Genomic DNA, 19,335 nt, shown 5'->3' on the forward strand with positions numbered 1-19,335 from the left:
CAAGTACGAACGATCGGCCGTGGACACGGGCGCGGATGGCACTCGCATGGGGCCGTCGGACCGCTTTGCGCGCGGCGCGCTGAGTGAAGAACAGCTGGCGTGGGTCGGCGCATTGCCTGCCACGCTATGGCTCGAAAGCGACGTGCTGCTCGTGCACGGTACGCCGCAGGACGACCTTTCCTATTTCCTCGAAACCGTCACGGCCAGCGGATGCCGAACGGCCACGCACAGCGAGGTCAGACGCCGCGCGGCCGAAGTCGAGGCGGCGTTGATCCTGTGCGGCCATACGCATCTCGCTCGCTCGATGCAGCTCGCCGACGGCCGCTTCATCGTCAACCCAGGCAGTGTCGGCCTGCACGCGTACGAAGACACGCACCCGTTCGCGCATCGCATGGAAACGGGGACGCCGCATGCGCGCTACGCGAGCGTCACCCGTACCCCGCGCGGCTGGGAGGTGGAGTTTCGCGCCGTGGAGTACGACTGGCACGCGGCCGCCGAACGTGCCGCCGCCCATGGCCGGCCCGACTGGGCAGCGGCGCTGCGCACCGGGTATTGCTGATCGTTTTTGCCGATGCGGGGCGCCGCGTATCGGCAGACTATACCGTCACCACGATCTTGCCGAACTGCCCATTGGTTTCGAGGTAGCGGTGCGCATCCACAATCTGCTCGAACGTGAACGTGCGGTCGATAACGGGCTTGAGCGCACCGCTTTCGAGTCCCTTTAGCACGTATTCCACGGCGGCCTTGCGGCGCTGTGCGTCGCCGCTGGTGAGCCAGATGTTGTGGGCCTTCACGCTCACGACCTTCGCGATCATCTCCAGCACCGGCAGCGTCGTGGCACGTTCGTCGAGCGCGCCATAGAGATACGCGATCCCCTGGAAAGACAGCGCCGAGATCAGCTTCGCGAAGTTCGGGCCGCCGACCGGATCGAACACGACACGCGCCCCCTTGCCGCCGGTGATGCGCATGATTTCGTCCAGCAGATCCGTCTCGTCGGTCACGACCACGTGCGCCGCGCCTGCGTCGAGCAATGGCTGTTTCTTGGCGGCGTGACGCGTGACCGCGATCGAAGTCGCTCCGGCGTAGTTCGCGATCTGGATCGCGGCGAGGCCGACACTGCTCGACGCGGCCGGCACGACGACATAGTCGCCGGTGCCCACCTTCGCATCTTCGATCAGCGCGCCGTATGCGGTGACGAACATCATCCACACCGACGCGGCCTCGGCGAACGAAAGCGATTCAGGATGCCTGACGACTGCATAGTCCGGCACGACGATGCTTTCTCCATACGTGAAGTACTGATTCATCGAGAACGACGGGATCACGTTGACCTTGTCTCCCGGTGCGATGCCGACTACCCCCTCGCCCACGGCATCGACCACGCCGGCCGCTTCGTACCCGAGTCCTGCCGGAAAGCGTACCGGTTCGATGTACTGGTCGGCGCGCCACATCGATTCCGCGCGATTCAGACCAATGGCTTTCACGTTGATGCGCACTTCGCCGGCGCCGGGGGCGCGTACCGGTTCGTCCACGAATTGCAGCACTTCCGGGCCACCTGCCTGTGCAAACCTGACTGTGCGTGACATGACTGACTCCTGCCTGGATTGATGAGGGCGTAATGAGCGCATCACGCGGTCATTACAGCCTGTGAATTCGACTGATGAACCGGGAAGTCCGAGTAGTGCTTTTCGTCGCCGCCCCAGAATGCGGCGCGTACATAGGGCGTAAGCGGCAGCTTGTGCTTCAGACGATACGGCAAGTCCGGGTTTGACGAGAAATGCCTGCCGAACGCCACGAGATCCGCGTCGCCCGACGCCACGATCGCTTCGGCGCTCTCGCCGTCGAAGCCGCCAGCCGCGATGATCGGCCCGCTAAAGTGCTCGCGAAGATATTTCGCTGCGACTGGCGCGTGCCCTTCGTGAAGCGTGTCGTCACCTTTGACGCGCGGCTCGATCACATGCAGGTATGCGATCCTGTAAGCGTCGAGCACCTTGGCGACATGGCTGAACGTCGCCTCCGGATTGCTGTCGGAGATGCCGCCCCATTCGCCCGACGGCGAGATGCGTACGCCGACGCGATCGGCGCCCCACACCGCAATCAGCGCTTCGATCACCTCGCGCAGGAAGCGTACGCGATTTTCGATCGGGCCGCCGTAAGCGTCGGTCCGCTGGTTGGTGCCGTCCTGGATGAACTGGTCGACGAGATAGCCGTTCGCGCCATGCAGCTCGACGCCATCGAATCCGGCGTCGAGCGCGCGTTGCGCCGCGACGCGGAATGCCTCGACGATGCCGGGAATTTCACTAATGCCGAGCGCACGGTGGGGCGAGACCGGCACAAAACCGTCTTTCGTCAACGCGACGCCTTCGAACGACACGACCGAAGGCGCGACAGGCGTAACGCCACCCGTCATGTCGATATGGCTTTGACGGCCGCCGTGGATCAGTTGCATGAAGACGCGGCCGCCCTTGGCGTGAACCGCATCGGCGATCGCTTTCCAGCCCGCGGTCTGGCCGTCGTGATAAAAGCTGGCCGCGCCGAGATACGAGCGGGCCGTCACGGAAATGCTGACGCCCTCCACGATCTCGAGGCCGCCGGCGGAGGCGCGCTGGCCGTAGAAGTCGGCCATCATCGGGCTCGGAATGTCGCCGGGCTGGATCGTGCGCAGGCGGGTCATGGGCGCCAGAACGACGCGATGCGAAAGGGAGTAAGCGCCGAGCGTGGTAGGGGTGAACAGGTGTGCCATGGTCTTTCCTCGAGAGTCGTAAAGTCGTCGGCACGCGAACTGTCGATATCGGCCCCAGGCATGGGGATACGCAGTCCCACACTGCCCTTCGGGAGCCACGCTTCGTCGCGACGCCGTCTGCTGGACAATCTAGCGGGCGGCGACGCAAAGTAAAAAGACCTTCTGGGAAGGGGGCCATGCCTCGCGGGCATGACCCTCAGGCGCGCACGCCGCCGGTCTCTGGATCAGGGCAGTCCGAGCGCGTCGAGCCGCGAAAGAAAGAGCTGCAAAGTCGGCGACGCATTGGCGCGGTTGTACCCGACCACGAGGTCGACCGTGGGCGCCTCGCCCTCCAGCGGCCGGCTCACGACCGACCCCGGCAGCAGGTTGTTCGCATACTCCGGCATGAGCGCGACGCCGCGCGTGGAAGCCACGAGCGACATGGCCATCGCGAGGTTGTCCACGCCGTGCTCGGTGGCCACCTTCACGCCTTGCGCCTGCAGATAACCCACGATCACCTCGTGCAGCACGCGCGCCTTGTTGGACGCCATGACGAACGGCTCGCCGGCAATGTCTTGCGGGGAAATGGCTGCCTTCACCGCGAGCGGATGATCGGCAGGCATCAGCACGATGAGCCGCTCGCGGTTCACCACGCGGTATTCGAGATCGTAGCCGGGCTCGGCGCGCAGGAAGCCGAGATCGAGCTTGCCGCGCGCGAGTGCATCGGCCACGTCCGGCGAGTAGTAACTCGATACGGTCACGTCGATATTGGGCAGCTCGTCGCGCAGCACGCTCATCGCGCGCGGCAGCCAGGTCATTTCCTCGCCCGTGAGGAAGCCCAGCGCGAACACCTTGCGCTCGGGCAGCGCCGCGCGGCGCGCGGCCTCGGCGGCGGCGTCCACCTGCGTGAGCGCGAGCCGCGCGTGGTCGAGAAACGCCTTGCCGGCAGTGGTCAGTTCCACGCCCCGCGCGCTGCGAATGAACAGATCCACACCCACCTGGTCCTCGAGATCGCGGATCTGGCGGCTCAGCGACGGTTGCGACGTGAACAGCCGCTGCTGCGCGGCGACGGTCAGGCTGCCGGTTTCGGCCACGGCCACGAAATACCGCAGATGCCGCAGTTCCATCGCGCGCTCCAGTCTCGCCATGCCTCGCAGGTATGCCGGCAAGCCTACAAAGTCTTTTTCCGCCGCGCAAGCGCGCTCTAGAGTTCGGCACTACGCTTGTCGAGGAAGAAGCGCAGGCCGCAACCGAGTCGACTCGCACAACCTTCACGGAGCCATACCATGAACATGAACACGGACACCCAACCTGTCGTTCTGGTTACCGGCGCGTTGACCGGCATCGGCCGCGCCACCGCTCTCGCTTACGCTCGCGACAAGGCGCGGGTGGTCGTTTCCGGCCGCCGCGACGAGCCCGGCCGCGCCCTGGCCGACGAACTCCGCGAACTCGGCGCGCAAGCCGAATACATCCACGCCGACGTGAGCAAGGAAGACGACGTGCGCGCGCTGATCGAGCGCACGATCGAACGTTTCGGCCGCATCGATATCGCCGTCAACTCGGCCGGCGTCGAAGGCGAGTCCGGCCCCGTCACCGAACAAACGCCGGAGAACTACGCGGCCGTGTTCGACGCGAACGTGCTCGGCACGCTGCTCGCGATGAAGCACGAACTGCGCGCCATGACGGCGCAAGGCAGCGGCAGCATCGTCAACGTTTCGTCGACCATGGGCGCGCGCGGCGCACCCAACGCCGCGCTGTACGTGGCGAGCAAGCATGCCGTGGAAGGCCTCACGAAGTCGGCCGCGCTCGAAGCGGCGTCGTTCGGCGTGCGCGTGAACGCCGTGGCGCCCGGCCCCGTGCAGACCGCCATGCTCGACCGCTTCATGCCCGACCCGCAGCGCAAGGCGACCTCGCTCGCGAACGTGCCGCTCAAGCGCGCCGGCAGCCCCGAGGAGATCGCCGACGCGATCCGCTTCGTCGGCTCCGGCGCGGCCAGCTTCATGACGGGCGAAATCCTGCGCGTCAACGGCGGGCGCACGGCAGCGTAGTGCTCTTTGCGCCGCCGCCCAGGCCGGAGGCCGCTCGCATACACGGATGCGGCCCGCCGATTTCTCGCCGCTGAACCCGCGTTATCCGACGACGTCCGCCAGCCCGCCATCAACGTGAACGGCCCCAAGGTGACCACCATGTCCACGCCTCGTTTCGATGAACTCCCGCCCGCGCTCCAGGCGGTGCAAACACGTCCGCTCTTCGTGATGCGGCTCGACGTCAAGCCGATCGAGATCGTCGGCCAGACCGGGGGTGCGTTGCGCCGTGTCGGCACGGGCCACCGCTTTCCGGGCGGCCCGGTCTACAGCATTTTCGAAGTGCTCTGAGCCGCGCGTTGCGCCGCCCCGCGCCTCACGCCGCGCCGATATGCGGCTGCAGCGCCTTGAGCCAGCATGCCACCACCACCGCCCCGCCATCGGGCGTCCCGATTGCGCGCGCGCCGAGATAGCTTGCCCGGCCCGCGCGCGGCGTCATTTGCGCCGTGCTTTTCGCACCGGACTCCGCGGCGCTCACCGCCTGCGCCCACGCCTCGCTCACGGGGCGCGCCGACTTCAAGGCGCTTTCCAGCGCAGCGACGGCGGGAACGAGCGCATCGAGCATCGTGCGGTCGCCGGGTTTCGCGCCGCCCAGTTCGCTGATCGCCTCGGCCGCGCCGCGCATGGCGGCCGCCCAGTCCCGCGCGTCGGGCTGCGCTTTCTCGCCGAGCATGCGCGAGGCGCGCAGCAGCGCCGTTGCGTAGAACGGCCCGGAACTGCCCGCTATCGCGCGGCGCAATGCCGCGCCGAGTGCGGCGAGCGCGCTGCCCGGCGAGCCGAGCGCGCCTTGCGGCACGGCGAGCATGGCCTGCGCGGCGCGCTGCATGCTCGCGCCCAGATCACCGTCGCCGGCTCGGGAATCGAGGTCCGTGAACAGCGCTTCGTTCTCGATCAATGCGTGCGCAACGGCATCGAGCGCCGGCTTCAGACGCCGCGCCCATGCAACGCTCGCCGCGTCCGCAGGCGTCGCGCCCGCCTCGGCGCGCACATCGGCCGCTGAAAACGCCGGCTCGATGCGGATTCGCCGGTTGACCGTGCCGACGCCGGGCCACGCGCGCGCTTCGGTGACCGCGTCGAGCAGCGCCAGTTTCGCATCGTCGAGCCGCAGCACGGAGATCGAACAGCCCGGCATGTTGAGCGCCGAAAGAAACGTGCCGGTCCACGCCCGCTCGACCGTCACATGACGGCGATTCAGGCCCTCGAATGCATCGCGCATGATGATCGCCAGTTCCATCGCGGGCGTCGCGCCCAGTCCGTTCACGAGCAGCGCCACGCGCTCGCCGCTTTTCAACGCCAGGTCTTCGACGATATTGGCGAGCAGCGTTTCCGTCAATTCGCCCGCCGCCATCGGCACCGTGCGCTCCACGCCCTTCTCGCCGTGGATGCCCATGCCGAGTTCGATCTCGTCGTCGGCGAGGCGAAAGCCGGCTTGCTCCGCGCCGGGCAGCGTGCAGCCGTCGAGCGCCACGCCCATCGTGCCCAGATTTTCGGCCACGCCGCGCGCAATCGCGGCCACGAGGCCTAGCGCGTCGCCGCGCGCCGCCGCCGCGCCCGCGATCTTGTGCACGAGCACCGTCCCCGCAATGCCGCGCCGCTGATTGCGCTCCGCATGCCCGCGCAACGACACGTCGTCGGCCACGATGACGATTTCGACCGGCATGCCCTCGGCTCGCGCCAGTTCGGCCGCGAGACCGAAATTGAGCCGGTCCCCCGTGTAGTTCTTCACGATGAGCAGCGCGCCGTTCGGTCCCGCGCTCGCGCGAATCGCGGCCAGCACGGCGTCGGTGGAGGGCGACGTGAACACCTCGCCGCACACGGCGGCGGTAAGCATGCCCTGTCCGACATAACCGCCATGCGCGGGCTCGTGGCCGCTGCCGCCCCCCGAAATCACGGCGACGGGGCGCTCGGCCGGGCTGGGCAGCGGGTTGCGAACGAGCACGTTTTCGTTGCCGAGCACGGCGACATGCGGCGCAGTGCGCGCAATGCCCTCGAGCATTTCGCGCACGACGGACGAAGGATCGTTGACGAGTTTCTTCATGGGAGTCCCTTGAACGAGTAACCGGGGGCAAAAACGAGGGGCAGAAGCGAGAGTTAAAACGGCGGACCGCGCGCGATCCTTCATGCCATGAGCGTATTGAAGCACGGGCGTCGGATGTATTCGGGATGTCTGTCCCACGCGTAGCGCCGGCATCCAGGCATCTAGGTAAAAACACCCATCAAAGCGGCACGCCGACTACCCGTTATTCAGACAGTAGCGACCGATCACGGACTTGCCGTGCCTTCGCCGTCTGCACGCCCGGAACACCATGGCCCCTCTGCCCCCCGGTGCTTTCACCAGTAACCTGCCCACTCCGGCCCAGCAACGCGGCGCGAGTGGCGATGTGCCGAATCGCGTTGCGTGGCGATGAACGTAGCTGAACTATCCGGAACCCCTCCACAGGCCCCGTCCCGCGCGCCCGGCAAGGGCGTCGCCGTAGCGCTAGCCGTGGCGCTGATCGTCTGTGTGGCAATCGGCGCGATACTGAGCGCGAACCTTTCGCGCGGCACGGCCGACTCGCGGCTTCGCCAGGAACTGAGCATCACGACGGAACTCGAAGCCCTGCTCACGCTGCATATTGCTGCGAATACCGACTTCCTCAAAGGCGTCGGCACCGCTGGCTACACGTCGCGCGCGTGGCCGATCAAGCGGGCCGCCGTCGTGGCCGGTATTTACGACCGGCTCGAGCACGACTTTGCCGGCGCGCCGCGCAACGAGCGCGCGATCCGCGAGTTGCGGCAGCTGAGCGCCGTCTGGCCCGAGCAGCTCGACGCGGCCGCCCGCAACATCGCGCTCGCCGACGCGGGCGCGAGGCTCGAGCCCGCCCTGATGCAGCGCGCGAACGAAACGCTCAGCTCCATCATGTCGCTGCTCACCGAGCTGCGCTCCGAGCAGCGCGAGCAGATCAAGGTCGTGCAGTTCGGCGCGCAGGCGCAGCTCGCGCGGCAAAAGATCTCGCTGATCGGCACGGCGACAGCCGGCGCGCTGCTACTGCTCTTCACGCTGTTTACGAGCCACCGCGCAGCGCTTTCCCGCAGCGCGGCGAAGATCGTCGCGTTCGAGGCCGAGCGGCGCTTTCGCGAGTACTTCGAGCAGCATCCGGTTGCGATGCTCATCTTCGATGTGCGCTCCTATGCGATCCTCACCGCCAACGCCGCGGCCCAGCACCAATACGGCGCGAGCCTGCAGCAGCTCAAGGGCATGTCGATCGAGCGGCTGCGCCCGCAGGCCGAAACCGGCGCGTTCCGCCGCGACCTGCACGGCTACGTCAATTCCGGCGCGCAAAGCGGCGCAGGCGGCGTGCGCCGGCATGTGCGCATCGACGGAGAAGTGATCCACGTCGATATCGCCTGGCATCTGCTCGACTATGCGGGCCAGGACGCGTGCTTCATCACCGCGCACGACGTCACGGCGCACGAACAGGCGAGAGAGCACTTGCGCATTCGCAGCCGGGCGCTGGAGGCTTCGAGAAACGCCGTGATCATTTCGCAAAAGGTCGACGGCGAAAGCATCATCACGTACGCCAACGCGGCGTTCGAGCGCATCACCGGCCGCGCCGTGGCGGCGGCGAATGGCGCCGGGCATTGGGACATGCTCGATTGCGATAAAGCGTCCGCCGATGCCCATATGGTTCGCAGTGCCATGCAATCGGAGCGCGAAGGCGAGGGCCTGCTCAAATGCTGCCGGCCCGATGGCTCGCCCTACTGGATCGAGCTGCATGTCGCGCCGGTGCTCGACGAGCGCAATCGCCCCACGCACTGCGTAACGGTGTTCAACGACGTTTCCGAGCGCATCCGCTATCAGGAGCAGTTGCGCCTGCAGGCCAACGAGGACTCGCTCACGCACCTGCCGAACCGGCTCGGCCTCAAGGCGCGTTTGCGCGAACTGGTCAGGACGGCGCTCGACGCGCAGCAGAAGTTCGCGCTGGTGTTCATCGACCTCGACAACTTCAAGGAGGTCAACGACTCGCTCGGCCATACCGCGGGCGACGAGGTGCTGTGCGAAGTGGCGCGCCGCCTGTCCGCCAATATCGCCCGGGGCGAAATGGTGTCGCGCTATGCGGGCGACGAGTTCGTCGCCGTGCTGTACGGCCGGGGCGGCGTCGATCACTTCGTCGCCGCCGCGGCACGCATGCAGGAATCCTTGACACATGGCCTGCTGATCGGCAACAAGGTCATCGTGCCGCTCGCCTGTGTCGGCCTCGCCGTGTTCCCCGATCATTCGAGCGACCCCGATTCACTCCTCAAGTACGCCGACTCGGCCATGTACCGCGCCAAGTCGGTGGGACCGGGCAGCATGCAGGTGTTCGACATGGCCATCGCCATGCAGAACCTCGAGCGCGCGAGCCTCGCGCAGGCGTTGCGCCTCGCCGTGGCGGCGCGCGCGTTTGCCGTGGCGTGGCAGCCGAGAGTCGACCCGAGGACGGGCGAGACGATGGGTTTCGAGGCGCTCGTTCGCTGGCACGACGCGGAGCGCGGCCAGGTGAGCCCGGCGCTGTTCGTGCCGCTCGCCGAGGAAAACGGCCTGATCGTGCAGATCGGCGAGTTCGTGTTCGAGGAGGCCTGCCGCCAGGCCCGCGAGTGGGCGCGTCAGCACCCGGACATCGTCGTTTCGGTCAACGTTTCGCCGGTCCAGTTCGTGCGCGCGGATTTGCCCGCCATGATGGCGGAAACGCTCGCGCGCACCGGCGTGAGCCCGCGCAATATCGAGCTGGAAATCACCGAAGGCGTGCTCATGGCGCCCCGTTCGCTCGCCACGCTGCGCGCCCTGCGCGAGATGGGGCTCTCGGTCGCCATCGACGACTTCGGCTCGGGCTATTCGAGCCTCGGGTACATTCGCAGCTTCATGCCCGATCGCCTCAAGCTCGACATGTCGTTCGTGAGGGGCATTGGCCACTCGCGCGCGGACGAGGTCATCGTGAAGGCCGTGCTCGCACTCGGTCATACGCTCGGCATACGCGTGGTGGCCGAGGGCGTGGAAACGCTGCGGCAACTGGAATTCCTGATCGAGAACGGCTGCAACGAGGCGCAGGGCTACTGGTTCTCACGTCCTGTGGATGCAGCGAGCGCGCAGTCTTACCTGGAAGCGAGCCATGCGGCCAGCATTCAGCAACGGTAACCTGCTCAGATGGCTCACGGGGCCGCGCACCATTTTCTATGGCAGCCTGGCGGTCGCCTTCATCATGGCGTCGCTCTGCGCGACGGTGCTCTACGAGAGCCGCCACGACGCCCTGGAGCGCGCCAGGGAGAACTCGCGCAACGTCGCACTGATTGCCGAACGCGATATCGAGCGCAACCTCGAGCTTTACGAGCTCTCGCTGCAAGCCGTGGTCGACGGCATCGGCCGGCCCGACGTCATGGCGCTGCCCGCGCCTCTGCGCAGCCAGCTGCTGTTCGACCACGCCATTACCGCGCAATATCTGGGCTCGATACTCGTGCTCGACGAAACGGGCAACGTCGTCATGAATTCGGCCACCGGCGCGCCGCTCAACGCCAATTTCGCCGACCGCGACTACTTTACGGCGCAGCGCGACAATCCCCATGCCGGCCTCTACATCAGTGCGCCCTACCATTCGCGCCTGCGCAACGGCTCGCCCAGCATTGCGCTGAGCCGCAGGCTTTCGCATCCCGACGGGTCGTTCGCCGGCATCGTCATGATCGCCATTAACCTCGAGTATTTTCACCAGTTGTTCGCCGGGCTCTCACTGGGCCGCCACGGGGCGATTTCGCTGATCGCGCAGGACGGCACCATGATCATGCGCCAGCCCTACGATCCGGCCGTGGTGGGGCGCAACATCCGCAACGCGAGTACCTTCCGCCACTTTCTGGCTGCGAAGGAAGGCAGTTTCTCCGACACGTCGTCGATCGACGGCGTGCGCCGGATGTACTTCTTCCGCAATTTCCCGCGCCAGCCGCTGATCATCATGGTTGCGGAAGCCGAACCCGATATCTACGCCGCGTGGCGGCGGCGCGCGCTGACCATCGGCACGCTCATGGGCACCTTCGCGATCGGCTTCGTCGGCCTCTCGTTCGTGCTCGCCACGCAGTTGCGGCGCAGGATGCGCGCCGAGTCGGAACTGCAGCTGCTCGCGCGCACCGACAGTCTCACGGGCCTGAACAATCGCCGCACGCTCGGCGAAATCCTCGAACAGGAGTGGCGGCGCGCCAGGCGCGCGCGCAGCGTGATCTCGCTGCTGTTCGTCGATATCGACCGCTTCAAGGCCTATAACGACCAGTACGGCCATCAGGCCGGCGACGACGCGCTCGCCGCCGTGGCGCGCTGCATCGGCGAAAACATCCGCCGGCCCGCGGACACCGCCGCCCGCTACGGCGGCGAAGAGTTCATCGTCGTGCTGCCCGATACGCTGCTCGAAGGCGCCTGCGCGATCGCCGAGAAGATCCGCCATGCGATCAGCGAACTCGCCATCGAGCATGCGGGCAGCGAGTACGGGCGGGTCACGGCAAGCATTGGCTCCGCAAGCTGGTCGCCGGACCAGGATGTCGATGTCACGCAGGTCATCAAGGCGGCCGATCAGGCGCTGTACGACGCGAAAGCGCGCGGCCGCAACCGCGTCGCCATGTGCTGCGCCTGACCCGCTCGGCTACGGGGTGGCGACGCTGGTAGAAGCGGCGCCTGCGTGCTCGGCCCGAGGCGCATCCTGCCCGCCTCCCAGCGCCACATACAACGACGCGCCGTTTTGCAGCGCCGCCGCGCGTAGCTGGATCAGTTGCTGTTGCGCCGCGAACAGGCTGCGCTTCGCATCGACCACTTCCAGGTAGATGGAAATACCGTTCTCGTAGCGCAGTTCCGCGGCCTCGGCGAGGCGCGACTCGGAGGCCACCGCGCGCTCCTGTGCCGCGATTTGCTCCTGCAGGCGCTGGCGCGCGATCAGCGCGTCGGAGACTTCGCGGAACGCCACCTGAACGGCCTTCTGGTAGTTCGCCACGAGTTCGGTCTGGCGCGCTTCAGAGAGGCGCACTTGCGCGCTGCGGCGCCCCGCGTCGAAGATCGGCAGCGTGACGAACCCGGAGATGAGCCATGCCTGCTTGCCGGGCACGAACAGGTCGCTCAACTCGGGAGACACATAGCCAAAATTGCCCGTGAGCGAAACACGCGGGAAATAGTCGGCGCGCGCGGCGCCGATATCGGCGTCGGCGGCACGCAGCGACTGCTCGGCCGCGCGAATGTCGGGGCGCAGCGCGAGCAGCGAAGAAGGCAGGCCCGCGTCGAGCGTGCCGAACTGGTCGGCGTCGGCCAGCGCGTGGCGCTGCGTCATCTCCGCGGCATCCGGCAGCGGTCCGCCGATCAGGACAGCCAACTGATCGCGCTGCTGGCCCGTCGTTCTTTGCAGCTCGGCAAGCTGCGTCTGCGCCTGCGTGACGAGAATGCGCGCCTGCTCGTAGTCCACGAGCGAGGTCGCGCCCGCTTCGAGGCGCAGCCGCGCGACCTCCAGCGCATACTGGCGCGTTTCCAGCGTGTGCTGCGCGAGGTCGATGCCCTCGTTGCCCGAGAGGATGGCGTAGTAGGTCGCCGCCACATTGCTGATGAGCGAGAGACGAAAGGCTTCGTTGGCCTCCATCGTCGCCAGATAATTGCGCCGCGCCGACTCGCTCAGGTTGGCCACGCGCCCCCAGAAGTCGAGTTCGAACGACGTGACGGCCACCTGCACGCTGTACTGGTTGAAGTGAATCGACGTGTTGTTGTTGGGCAGTTCGGGCTCGATGGAGTTGAGCGGCGTTTTGGTGCGGGTAGCGTCGGCGCCCGCGGCCACTTGCGGAAACTGCGCGGAGCGCTGCACGCGGTAAAGCGCCTGAGCCTGCTCGATGCGCGCAACCGATGCCGCCAGATCGCGGTTATGCGCCAGCGCCATGGCAATCAACTGCTTGAGCGCCGGGTCGCGAAAGAAAGTCTCCCAACTGAGCTCCGAAGCGAGCCGCTCGCCGCCCGGTGCGGCAATATCCGCACTCTCGTAGCTTTGCGCAATCGGCAACTCCGGCTGCTGGTAGCGCGGCGCGAAGTTGCACGACGCGAGCGTCAGGCATGCCGTGATCGCCGTCCACCTGGCAGTCTTAAGCATCGTGCGCTCCCGCGGGCCGCGCGTCTTCTTCGTCATCGTCGCGCATGCGTTTGCGGCTCAACCATCGGCGCGCCACCACGTAGAACACGGGCGTAAAGAAAATGCCGAACAGCGTGGCCGTGAGCATGCTGCCCATGATGCCCGTACCCACCGCCTGCCGGCCCGCCGCGCCCGCGCCCGTGGCGAGCACGAGCGGCAGCATGCCGAGCACGAAGGTCACGCTCGTCATCAGGATCGGCCGCAGGCGCTGACGCGCGCCGTTCACGGCCGCGCTCACCGTATCGCTGCCCGCGGCCTCCTCCTTGATCGCGAATTCCACGATCAGAATGGCGTTTTTTGCCGCGAGGCCGATGATGGTCACGAGGCCGATATTGAAGTAGATGTCCGCGGAAAAACGCCGCGCCATGGTGAAGAGCACCGCGCCCAGCACGCCCAGCGGAATGATGAGCAGGACCGCAATGGGGATCGCCCAGCTCTCGTAGAGCGCGGCGAGCAGCAGGAACACCACGACGAGCGAGAGCAGCAGCAGCGCACCGATCTGCCCGGCCGCCTGCTGTTCCTCGAACGCCGTGCCGGTCCATTCGTAGGTCAGGCTGCCGGTAAGAACGTGGTCCGCAATGCGCTCCATCTCCGCGAGCGCCGCGCCGCTCGAACGGCCCGGCGCGGCCTGTCCCGAGATCGTGGCCGAGGGAAAGCCGTTGTAGCGTTCGACCTGCTGCGGCCCCGAGCTCCAGTGCACGCTCGTGAACGCCGAGAACGGCACCATCTCGCCCACGTTGTTGCGCAGCCGCAGCGCGCCGATATCCTCGGGCCGCATGCGCTGGTCGGCGTCGGCTTGCATGAGCACGCGCAACACGTTCCCCTCGTAGACGAAATCGTTCACGTAGTTCGAGCCGAATGCGAGCGCGAGCGCGCTGTTCACCTGACCGATCTGCAGCCCCAGCGCGCGTGCCTTCACGCGGTCGATGTCGACATAGAGTTGCGGCGCGGGCGGCAAACCGTCGGGACGCACGCCCACCAGCAAGGGACTGCGCGCAGCCTCCGCCAGCATGCGCGCGCTCGCCTGCTGCAGCGCCGCGCCGCCCACGCCGCTGCGGTCGAGTATCTTCATCGTGAAACCGCTCGCATTGCCGAGCGCGGGAATGGCCGGCGGATCGAGCGCGAAGACGAGCGCTTGCGGAATATTGCGGAACGCCGCGTTCGCGCGCGCCACCAGCGCCCCCGCCGAATTGGCCGCGCCCGGCCGCTCCGCCCACGGCTTCAGGTCGACGAACGACATTGCCGCCGACTGGCCCTGGCCGAAGAAGCTGAATCCCGTGACGGAGGCGATATTGCGCACCTGCGGCTGCTGCCTGAGAAAGGCCTCGACCTGATCGACGACCTGTTGCGTGCGCTGCGCCGTCGCGCCGGGCGCCGCCGTATACGCGACGAAAATGTGCCCCTGGTCCTCGCCCGGAATGAAGCCGCGCGGCAACTGGGTGAAGAGGAACCCGGTCGTCGCGCACACCACGACGAATACGAGGAGCCAGCGCACCGGCTTGCGCAGCATCGCCTGCACGGCCAGCACATAGCGCTCGGTGGCGGTTTCCATGCCGCGGTTGAATCCATCGAACACGCGCCGCTGCATGCGGGCCGGCCAGTGCGTGGCGGCGGGCTTGCCGGTGCCGTCGCCGGTCGTCGTCCTGCTGCCCAGCAGCGTTGCCGACATGGCCACGCCCAGCGTCAGCGCGAGCAGGGTCGAGAGAAAGATCGAGACGGTGAGCGTGACCGAGAACTGGCGATAGATCGCGCCCGTCGAACCCGGAAAGAACGCCATCGGGACGAACACCGCAATGAGCACGAGTGTGCTCGCAATGGCGGCGCCCGCAATCTGCCCGACGGCCTTGACGGTCGCCCGCCGCGAACCGAGTCCCTCTTGCTGGATTACGCGCTCGACGCTTTCCACCACCACGATCGCGTCGTCGTTGAGGATGCCGATCGCCACGACCATGGCGAACAGCGAAAGCAGATTGATGGAGAGTCCGAACAAAAAAATGCCGACGCACGTGCCGACCAGCGCGATCGGCACGACCAGCGTGGGAATGAGCGTCGCGCGCCATTTCTGCAGGAACAGGAACACGATGACCGTCACGAGCAGCAGCGCCTCGACCATGGTGCGCAGCACGCCGCTCAGCGAGGTCGTGATGAACGGCGTCGTATCGAACGGCACGACCCATGCCACGCCCTTCGGGAAGGTCGGCTGCAATTGCGTGAGACGCTGGCGCACCGCGCGCGCCACGGCCAGCGCATTCGCGCCGCTCGCGAGCTGGATGGCGATCCCGGCGGACTCCCTGCCGTTCACGCGAAAGCGAAAGCCATAGCTGTCGTTACCCAGCTCCACGCGTGCGACGTCGCCCACACGCACCGTCGAGCCATCCGGGTTCGAGCGCACGATCACCTCGCGGAACTGCTCGGGCGTCGAAAAGCGGCCGCGCATGACGATCTGCGCATTGAGTTCGGCGCCCGGCGCAATCGGCTGGTCGCCAAGGCTGCCGCCCGCAGTCTGGCTGTTCTGCTCCTGGATGGCCGTCATCACTTCGTTGGCCGAAATACCGAAGCTGCTCAGTTTTTCCGGATCGATCCAGATCCGCATGGCATACGACGAACCGAACAGCTGCGCGTCGCCGACGCCGGGAATACGGCGCAATTCGTTGACGATGTTGTTGGCGGCAAAGTTGCCCAGCTCGACGGCCGGGATCGATCCATCGGCGGACTGCAGCGCAACGAGCATCAGAAAGCCCGACGACGCTTTCGTGACGCTCACGCCCACCTGCCTCACCTCCAGCGGCAGCCGCGGCTCCACGCGGCTCAGGCGGTCCTGAACCTGTGAGAGCGCGACGTCGAGATTCGTGCCGGGCCTGAGCGTGACGGTGATCTGCGCCGTGCCGTTCGAGCGGCTCTGCGACGACATGTAGAGGAAATTGTCGACGCCGTTCATCTCGTCTTCGATGATCGACGTGACCGTGCGGTCCAGCGTGTTCGCGTCGGCGCCGCTGAAGACCGCCGATATCGTGAGCGAGGGCGGCGCGACGTCGGGGTACTGCTCGACCGGCAGCAGCATGAGCGCGAGGGCGCCGAAGAGCGTGACGAACAGCGCAACGACCCACGCGAAGACCGGCCGGTAGACGAAGAATCGGTTCATGAGGCGCGCCGCTCAGGAGTGGGCCGGCGCGGCGAAGGGATGGGCGTCCACGCGCTGCCCCGGCTGCACCCTTTGCCAGCCGTCGACGATGACGCGCTCACCCGGCTCCAGCCCGTCCTTCACGACCCATTGCCCCGCTTCCTGCGGGCCGAGCACGACATTGCGGCGCACGACGGTGCCGTCTTCGGCAACGAGCGAGAGGTTCGCCCCGTTGTTGTCGAACTGCACGGCGCGCGCGGGGACGACCAGGCCGTTCGGTATCGTGCCGATCACGACGCGCCCGCGCACGAACTGCCCCGGCAACAAGATGCGCGATGCATTGTTGAAGCGCGCGCGCAGCACCTGCGTTCCGGTGGAAGGATCGACGACGAGGTCGGTGAAGTCGAGCACGCCCGGCTCGCCATAGTCGTCGCCGTTCGCGAGCGTGAGCCAGACCTGTGCGCGGTCCGCGGCCGGCGCCGCGAGCGTGCCCGAGGCGATCTGTTTGCGTACTTCCAGCAACGAAATATTCGACTGGGTAAAAACGGCGTTCACCGGCGTGAGCTGGTTGACCTGCGTGAGCAAGGTCGCGCCGGCCGCACTGACCAGCGCGCCTTCGGTGACGAGCGCGCGCCCCACACGGCCCGCTATCGGCGCGCGCACGGTACACCGATCGAGGCGAAGCTGCGCGAGCGTCACCGCGGCGCGTGCGTCCGCAACGTTCGCGTCGGCCTGCTGCAGTGCGGCCCTCGCGGCCTCGAACTCCTGGGCGCTCACGACCTGACGCGCCACCAGCGGCTTGAAGCGCGCCACCTCCGAGGCCGCATTGCCCTGCACGGCGCGGGCCCGGTTGAGCGCCGCCTGGGCCTGCTGCAATGCGGCCTCGTAGTCGCGCGAATCGATCAGAAAGAGCGGCGCGCCGGCGCGCACGTCGGTGCCCTCCTCGAAGAGCCGCCGCTCGACGATCCCGTCCACGCGGGCGCGCACCTCCGCCGAGCGGATCGCTTCGATCCGCCCCGGCAGTTCGATCTCGCGGGGAATCGATTGCGCCGCAACCGTTACGACCAGCACGCTCGGCGGCGGTGGCGCCGCGCCGCTCTGAGCTTGCCGGTCGCGGCATCCGTTGCCCGCCAGCAGCAACATGGCCGCCATGCCGATCAGCCACGGTCTACAGCGTCTGGGTTCGCAGTTTGGCACGCGAGGCTCCACCGAAAAATAGAGACGGTACGCGCGCGCCCCGAACGGCTCATTGCGCAGTACTCGACCGGATCATTGCGATGTTCACTCAAACTGCGATTTACGGCCCGCGATGTGCGCAATTCGCAAGAGCAGAAGCGCGCGAAAAGCGCATAACGTTGGGATCGTTATCTAACAAGCAGCGCTTTCATGCATTCACAGGAATTACGCAAAAGCGCCGCAAAATCAACCACTCGTAAATTACTTGAAGTCGGAATTCCGTTTACTACTATGGATAGACGCTTCACACCCTTATTCACACCGCTCGTTTCGTTCGTTTTCCAGCCTTTGCCCATATGCTTTTAAGGGCACGTTCGCACAGTTCGATATCACGGCTTTCGGGATGTTCTATAACCGAAGAAGCCATTGGTCATGGCGACGTCAATCATCTTCTTGCCTCAGGAGATCGAATCATGAAAAGCCAACTCGTCCTCTCAGTCATCGCTGCGCTCCTCGTCGGTGTTGCCTCTTCCGCAATGGCGCAAGACGCAGCATCGGGTGCAGATCAAAGCCAGGGGACAGGTCGCCAGCAGGTCATGCCAACCATGCCGCATCGCGACTGGCACGAGGGCCAACAGGTTCCCTCGAAATATCGGCACTACAACTATCAGATGAAGGACTGGAAGTCGCATAACCTGGACGCACCGAAGCGCGGCCAGCAATGGCTTGGCGTGAACGGCGACTACGTGCTGGTGACGAGAAGCAACTGGAGGATCTCGAAGATCGTTTCGGGTACTGAATGACCGGATGACGCGACGGGCTACTTTGCCGTAGCCCGCGCTTGCTGCATGATTCAGGCATGGACGGTCGCCATGCCTGCCGCCCTTCTCACTCGACGAGCCGCGCGCGCAGGCGCTTGTACTCGTCGTCGGTAATCGAGCCTGTCGTTTTCAGCTTGTCGAGCTTTTCGATTTCGTCCGCGACGCTGTAGCCCACTATGTGGCGCAGTTCTTCGCGCGCCTTCTGCGCCCGTTCCTGGTTGCGATGCGCCATGTCTCTGCCCTGCGTGAGGACATAGGCAAATATGCCGATATAGGGCAAAACAATCAGAAAAATCACCCAGACGATCTTCAGGAAGCCCGAGATATCGGTTCGACGGAACAGGTCGCTCGTGATCGTGATGAACAGCCAGAACCACAGAATGAACATGAATATCGAAAACGCATCGATAATAAAGTTCGAAAACGTAAAGCCATTTGCGAAGATCATGAATCGCCTCCGTCGGTTTTGCGTGTGTAAAACGGCAACCGCACACTGACACGGGCATCGATGGCGACACCGTGTGCGCGCGAAACGTGATGCACGGCCGCGACGCGGCCGCCGACTGCGCTTTCGTCAAATCAGATCAGCTCGCGCCTGCGCTCCCGGCCGCCAAACGGCACCACGGCCATGGAAATGAGATCCAGCCCGAGGAACAATCCGAGCAAGGGTAACGGCACGCTCGGGAAATTGGCGGCCAGAAAAATGGCGAGCAGGAAAGACAACGCCGCGCTGACAATGCCGATATTGTTGATCTTCACATCCTGCCCGACCGACGCAATGATCTTGAAGAAGCCGTCGAGTACGAAGAAGATCATCAGCATCACGGTAAGCCCACGCGCCCGTGCGCTGTCATTGACCAGAATGAGAATGCCGATGAGTATCGGCACGATGACTGGCGGAAAGCGCCTGATAGCGAGTTTCCAGTCTTTCGTCGTGAAGAGATTCAAGGCATGCACGAAGCCGCAGAACAACAGCATCCTTGCGATGAAAAGCGTTCCAATCAGGGATCGTGTCGAGAGCGACAAGACGATGCAGAAAATTCCCGCCGCGACGAGAAGCGTTGAACTGGCAATCGGAAAAATAGCACGCTTTTTCATATTCGAATGTAACTGCGTCAATACGGTTACATAGCTCGGCATATCTGACTTGCGCGTATTCTTGCCGAATTATAGGCTTAAGCGAAATTAAGCGTTCTACGATCAGCCGTGGAAGTATAGTGCGTGAGTGTGCAAATACAAGGGCGCGATTGCACCGCGA

The 19,335-nt window shown here is 65.7% G+C and carries 15 protein-coding genes; 6 read left to right on the forward strand and 9 right to left on the reverse strand.

Annotated elements, in window-relative coordinates; all coding sequences use genetic code 11:
* Positions 1-46 precede the first annotated feature (46 nt).
* Complete coding sequence (locus tag AB4Y40_RS07630; protein ID WP_368687150.1) at positions 47-559, forward strand: metallophosphoesterase; 513 nt, start codon at positions 47-49, stop codon at positions 557-559.
* Between the two features lie 37 nt (positions 560-596).
* On the opposite strand, the gene AB4Y40_RS07635 is transcribed toward AB4Y40_RS07630, so the two are convergent.
* From AB4Y40_RS07635 to AB4Y40_RS07645, 3 genes are all read right to left on the reverse strand, one after another.
* Positions 597-1,586, reverse strand: coding sequence for a zinc-dependent alcohol dehydrogenase family protein (locus tag AB4Y40_RS07635; RefSeq protein WP_368687151.1), 990 nt, complete (start codon positions 1,584-1,586; stop codon positions 597-599).
* Positions 1,587-1,627: 41 nt separating this feature from the next.
* Complete coding sequence (locus AB4Y40_RS07640) at positions 1,628-2,743, reverse strand: alkene reductase (RefSeq protein ID WP_368687152.1); 1,116 nt, start codon at positions 2,741-2,743, stop codon at positions 1,628-1,630.
* 224 nt (positions 2,744-2,967) lie between these two features.
* Complete coding sequence (locus AB4Y40_RS07645; RefSeq protein ID WP_368687153.1) at positions 2,968-3,849, reverse strand: LysR family transcriptional regulator; 882 nt, start codon at positions 3,847-3,849, stop codon at positions 2,968-2,970.
* A gap of 165 nt (positions 3,850-4,014) precedes the next feature.
* On the opposite strand from AB4Y40_RS07645, the gene AB4Y40_RS07650 reads away from it, so the two are divergent.
* Together AB4Y40_RS07650 and AB4Y40_RS07655 are read left to right on the forward strand one after the other, a co-directional pair.
* Positions 4,015-4,770, forward strand: a complete 756-nt coding sequence (locus AB4Y40_RS07650; RefSeq protein WP_368687472.1) for an SDR family NAD(P)-dependent oxidoreductase — start codon at positions 4,015-4,017, stop codon at positions 4,768-4,770.
* Between the two features lie 138 nt (positions 4,771-4,908).
* Positions 4,909-5,097: a hypothetical protein gene (locus AB4Y40_RS07655; protein WP_368687154.1), complete on the forward strand. Its 189-nt coding sequence runs from the start codon at positions 4,909-4,911 to the stop codon at positions 5,095-5,097.
* Positions 5,098-5,122: 25 nt separating this feature from the next.
* On the opposite strand, the gene AB4Y40_RS07660 is transcribed toward AB4Y40_RS07655, so the two are convergent.
* Complete coding sequence (locus AB4Y40_RS07660) at positions 5,123-6,844, reverse strand: dihydroxyacetone kinase family protein (protein WP_368687155.1); 1,722 nt, start codon at positions 6,842-6,844, stop codon at positions 5,123-5,125.
* A gap of 366 nt (positions 6,845-7,210) precedes the next feature.
* Between AB4Y40_RS07660 and AB4Y40_RS07665 the strand changes: the two genes are divergently transcribed.
* Together AB4Y40_RS07665 and AB4Y40_RS07670 are read left to right on the forward strand one after the other, a co-directional pair.
* Complete coding sequence (locus AB4Y40_RS07665; protein WP_368687156.1) at positions 7,211-9,961, forward strand: putative bifunctional diguanylate cyclase/phosphodiesterase; 2,751 nt, start codon at positions 7,211-7,213, stop codon at positions 9,959-9,961.
* Positions 9,936-11,435, forward strand: a complete 1,500-nt coding sequence (locus tag AB4Y40_RS07670; protein ID WP_368687157.1) for a diguanylate cyclase — start codon at positions 9,936-9,938, stop codon at positions 11,433-11,435. The genes AB4Y40_RS07665 and AB4Y40_RS07670 overlap by 26 nt, the downstream gene beginning before the upstream one ends.
* A gap of 9 nt (positions 11,436-11,444) precedes the next feature.
* On the opposite strand, the gene AB4Y40_RS07675 is transcribed toward AB4Y40_RS07670, so the two are convergent.
* From AB4Y40_RS07675 to AB4Y40_RS07685, 3 genes are read right to left on the reverse strand one after another with little or no spacing between them, the layout of a single operon-like run.
* On the reverse strand, positions 11,445-12,920 hold the full coding sequence (locus AB4Y40_RS07675; protein ID WP_368687158.1) for an efflux transporter outer membrane subunit: 1,476 nt from the start codon (positions 12,918-12,920) through the stop codon (positions 11,445-11,447).
* Positions 12,913-16,101, reverse strand: coding sequence for a multidrug efflux RND transporter permease subunit (locus AB4Y40_RS07680; RefSeq protein ID WP_368687159.1), 3,189 nt, complete (start codon positions 16,099-16,101; stop codon positions 12,913-12,915). The genes AB4Y40_RS07675 and AB4Y40_RS07680 overlap by 8 nt, the downstream gene beginning before the upstream one ends.
* Before the next feature lie 12 nt (positions 16,102-16,113).
* On the reverse strand, positions 16,114-17,277 hold the full coding sequence (locus AB4Y40_RS07685) for an efflux RND transporter periplasmic adaptor subunit (RefSeq protein WP_368687160.1): 1,164 nt from the start codon (positions 17,275-17,277) through the stop codon (positions 16,114-16,116).
* A 452-nt stretch (positions 17,278-17,729) separates the two neighbouring features.
* On the opposite strand from AB4Y40_RS07685, the gene AB4Y40_RS07690 reads away from it, so the two are divergent.
* Positions 17,730-18,059 (forward strand): RcnB family protein, encoded by a 330-nt coding sequence (locus AB4Y40_RS07690; protein ID WP_368687161.1) that lies wholly within the window; start codon positions 17,730-17,732, stop codon positions 18,057-18,059.
* 85 nt (positions 18,060-18,144) lie between these two features.
* Here the strand turns inward: AB4Y40_RS07690 and AB4Y40_RS07695 are convergent, their stop codons facing one another.
* The gene (locus tag AB4Y40_RS07695; protein ID WP_110383799.1) at positions 18,145-18,525 is read right to left on the reverse strand and encodes an SHOCT domain-containing protein; all 381 of its coding nucleotides are present in this window, start codon (positions 18,523-18,525) and stop codon (positions 18,145-18,147) included.
* Positions 18,526-18,656: 131 nt separating this feature from the next.
* Positions 18,657-19,175 carry a hypothetical protein gene (locus AB4Y40_RS07700; protein WP_368687162.1) on the reverse strand — a complete coding sequence of 173 codons (519 nt, stop codon included), beginning with the start codon at positions 19,173-19,175 and terminating at the stop codon, positions 18,657-18,659.
* Positions 19,176-19,335: the final 160 nt, after the last annotated feature.

The sequence above is a fragment of the Paraburkholderia sp. EG287B genome (assembly GCF_040965595.1).
Classification (GTDB): Bacteria; Pseudomonadota; Gammaproteobacteria; order Burkholderiales; family Burkholderiaceae; genus Paraburkholderia.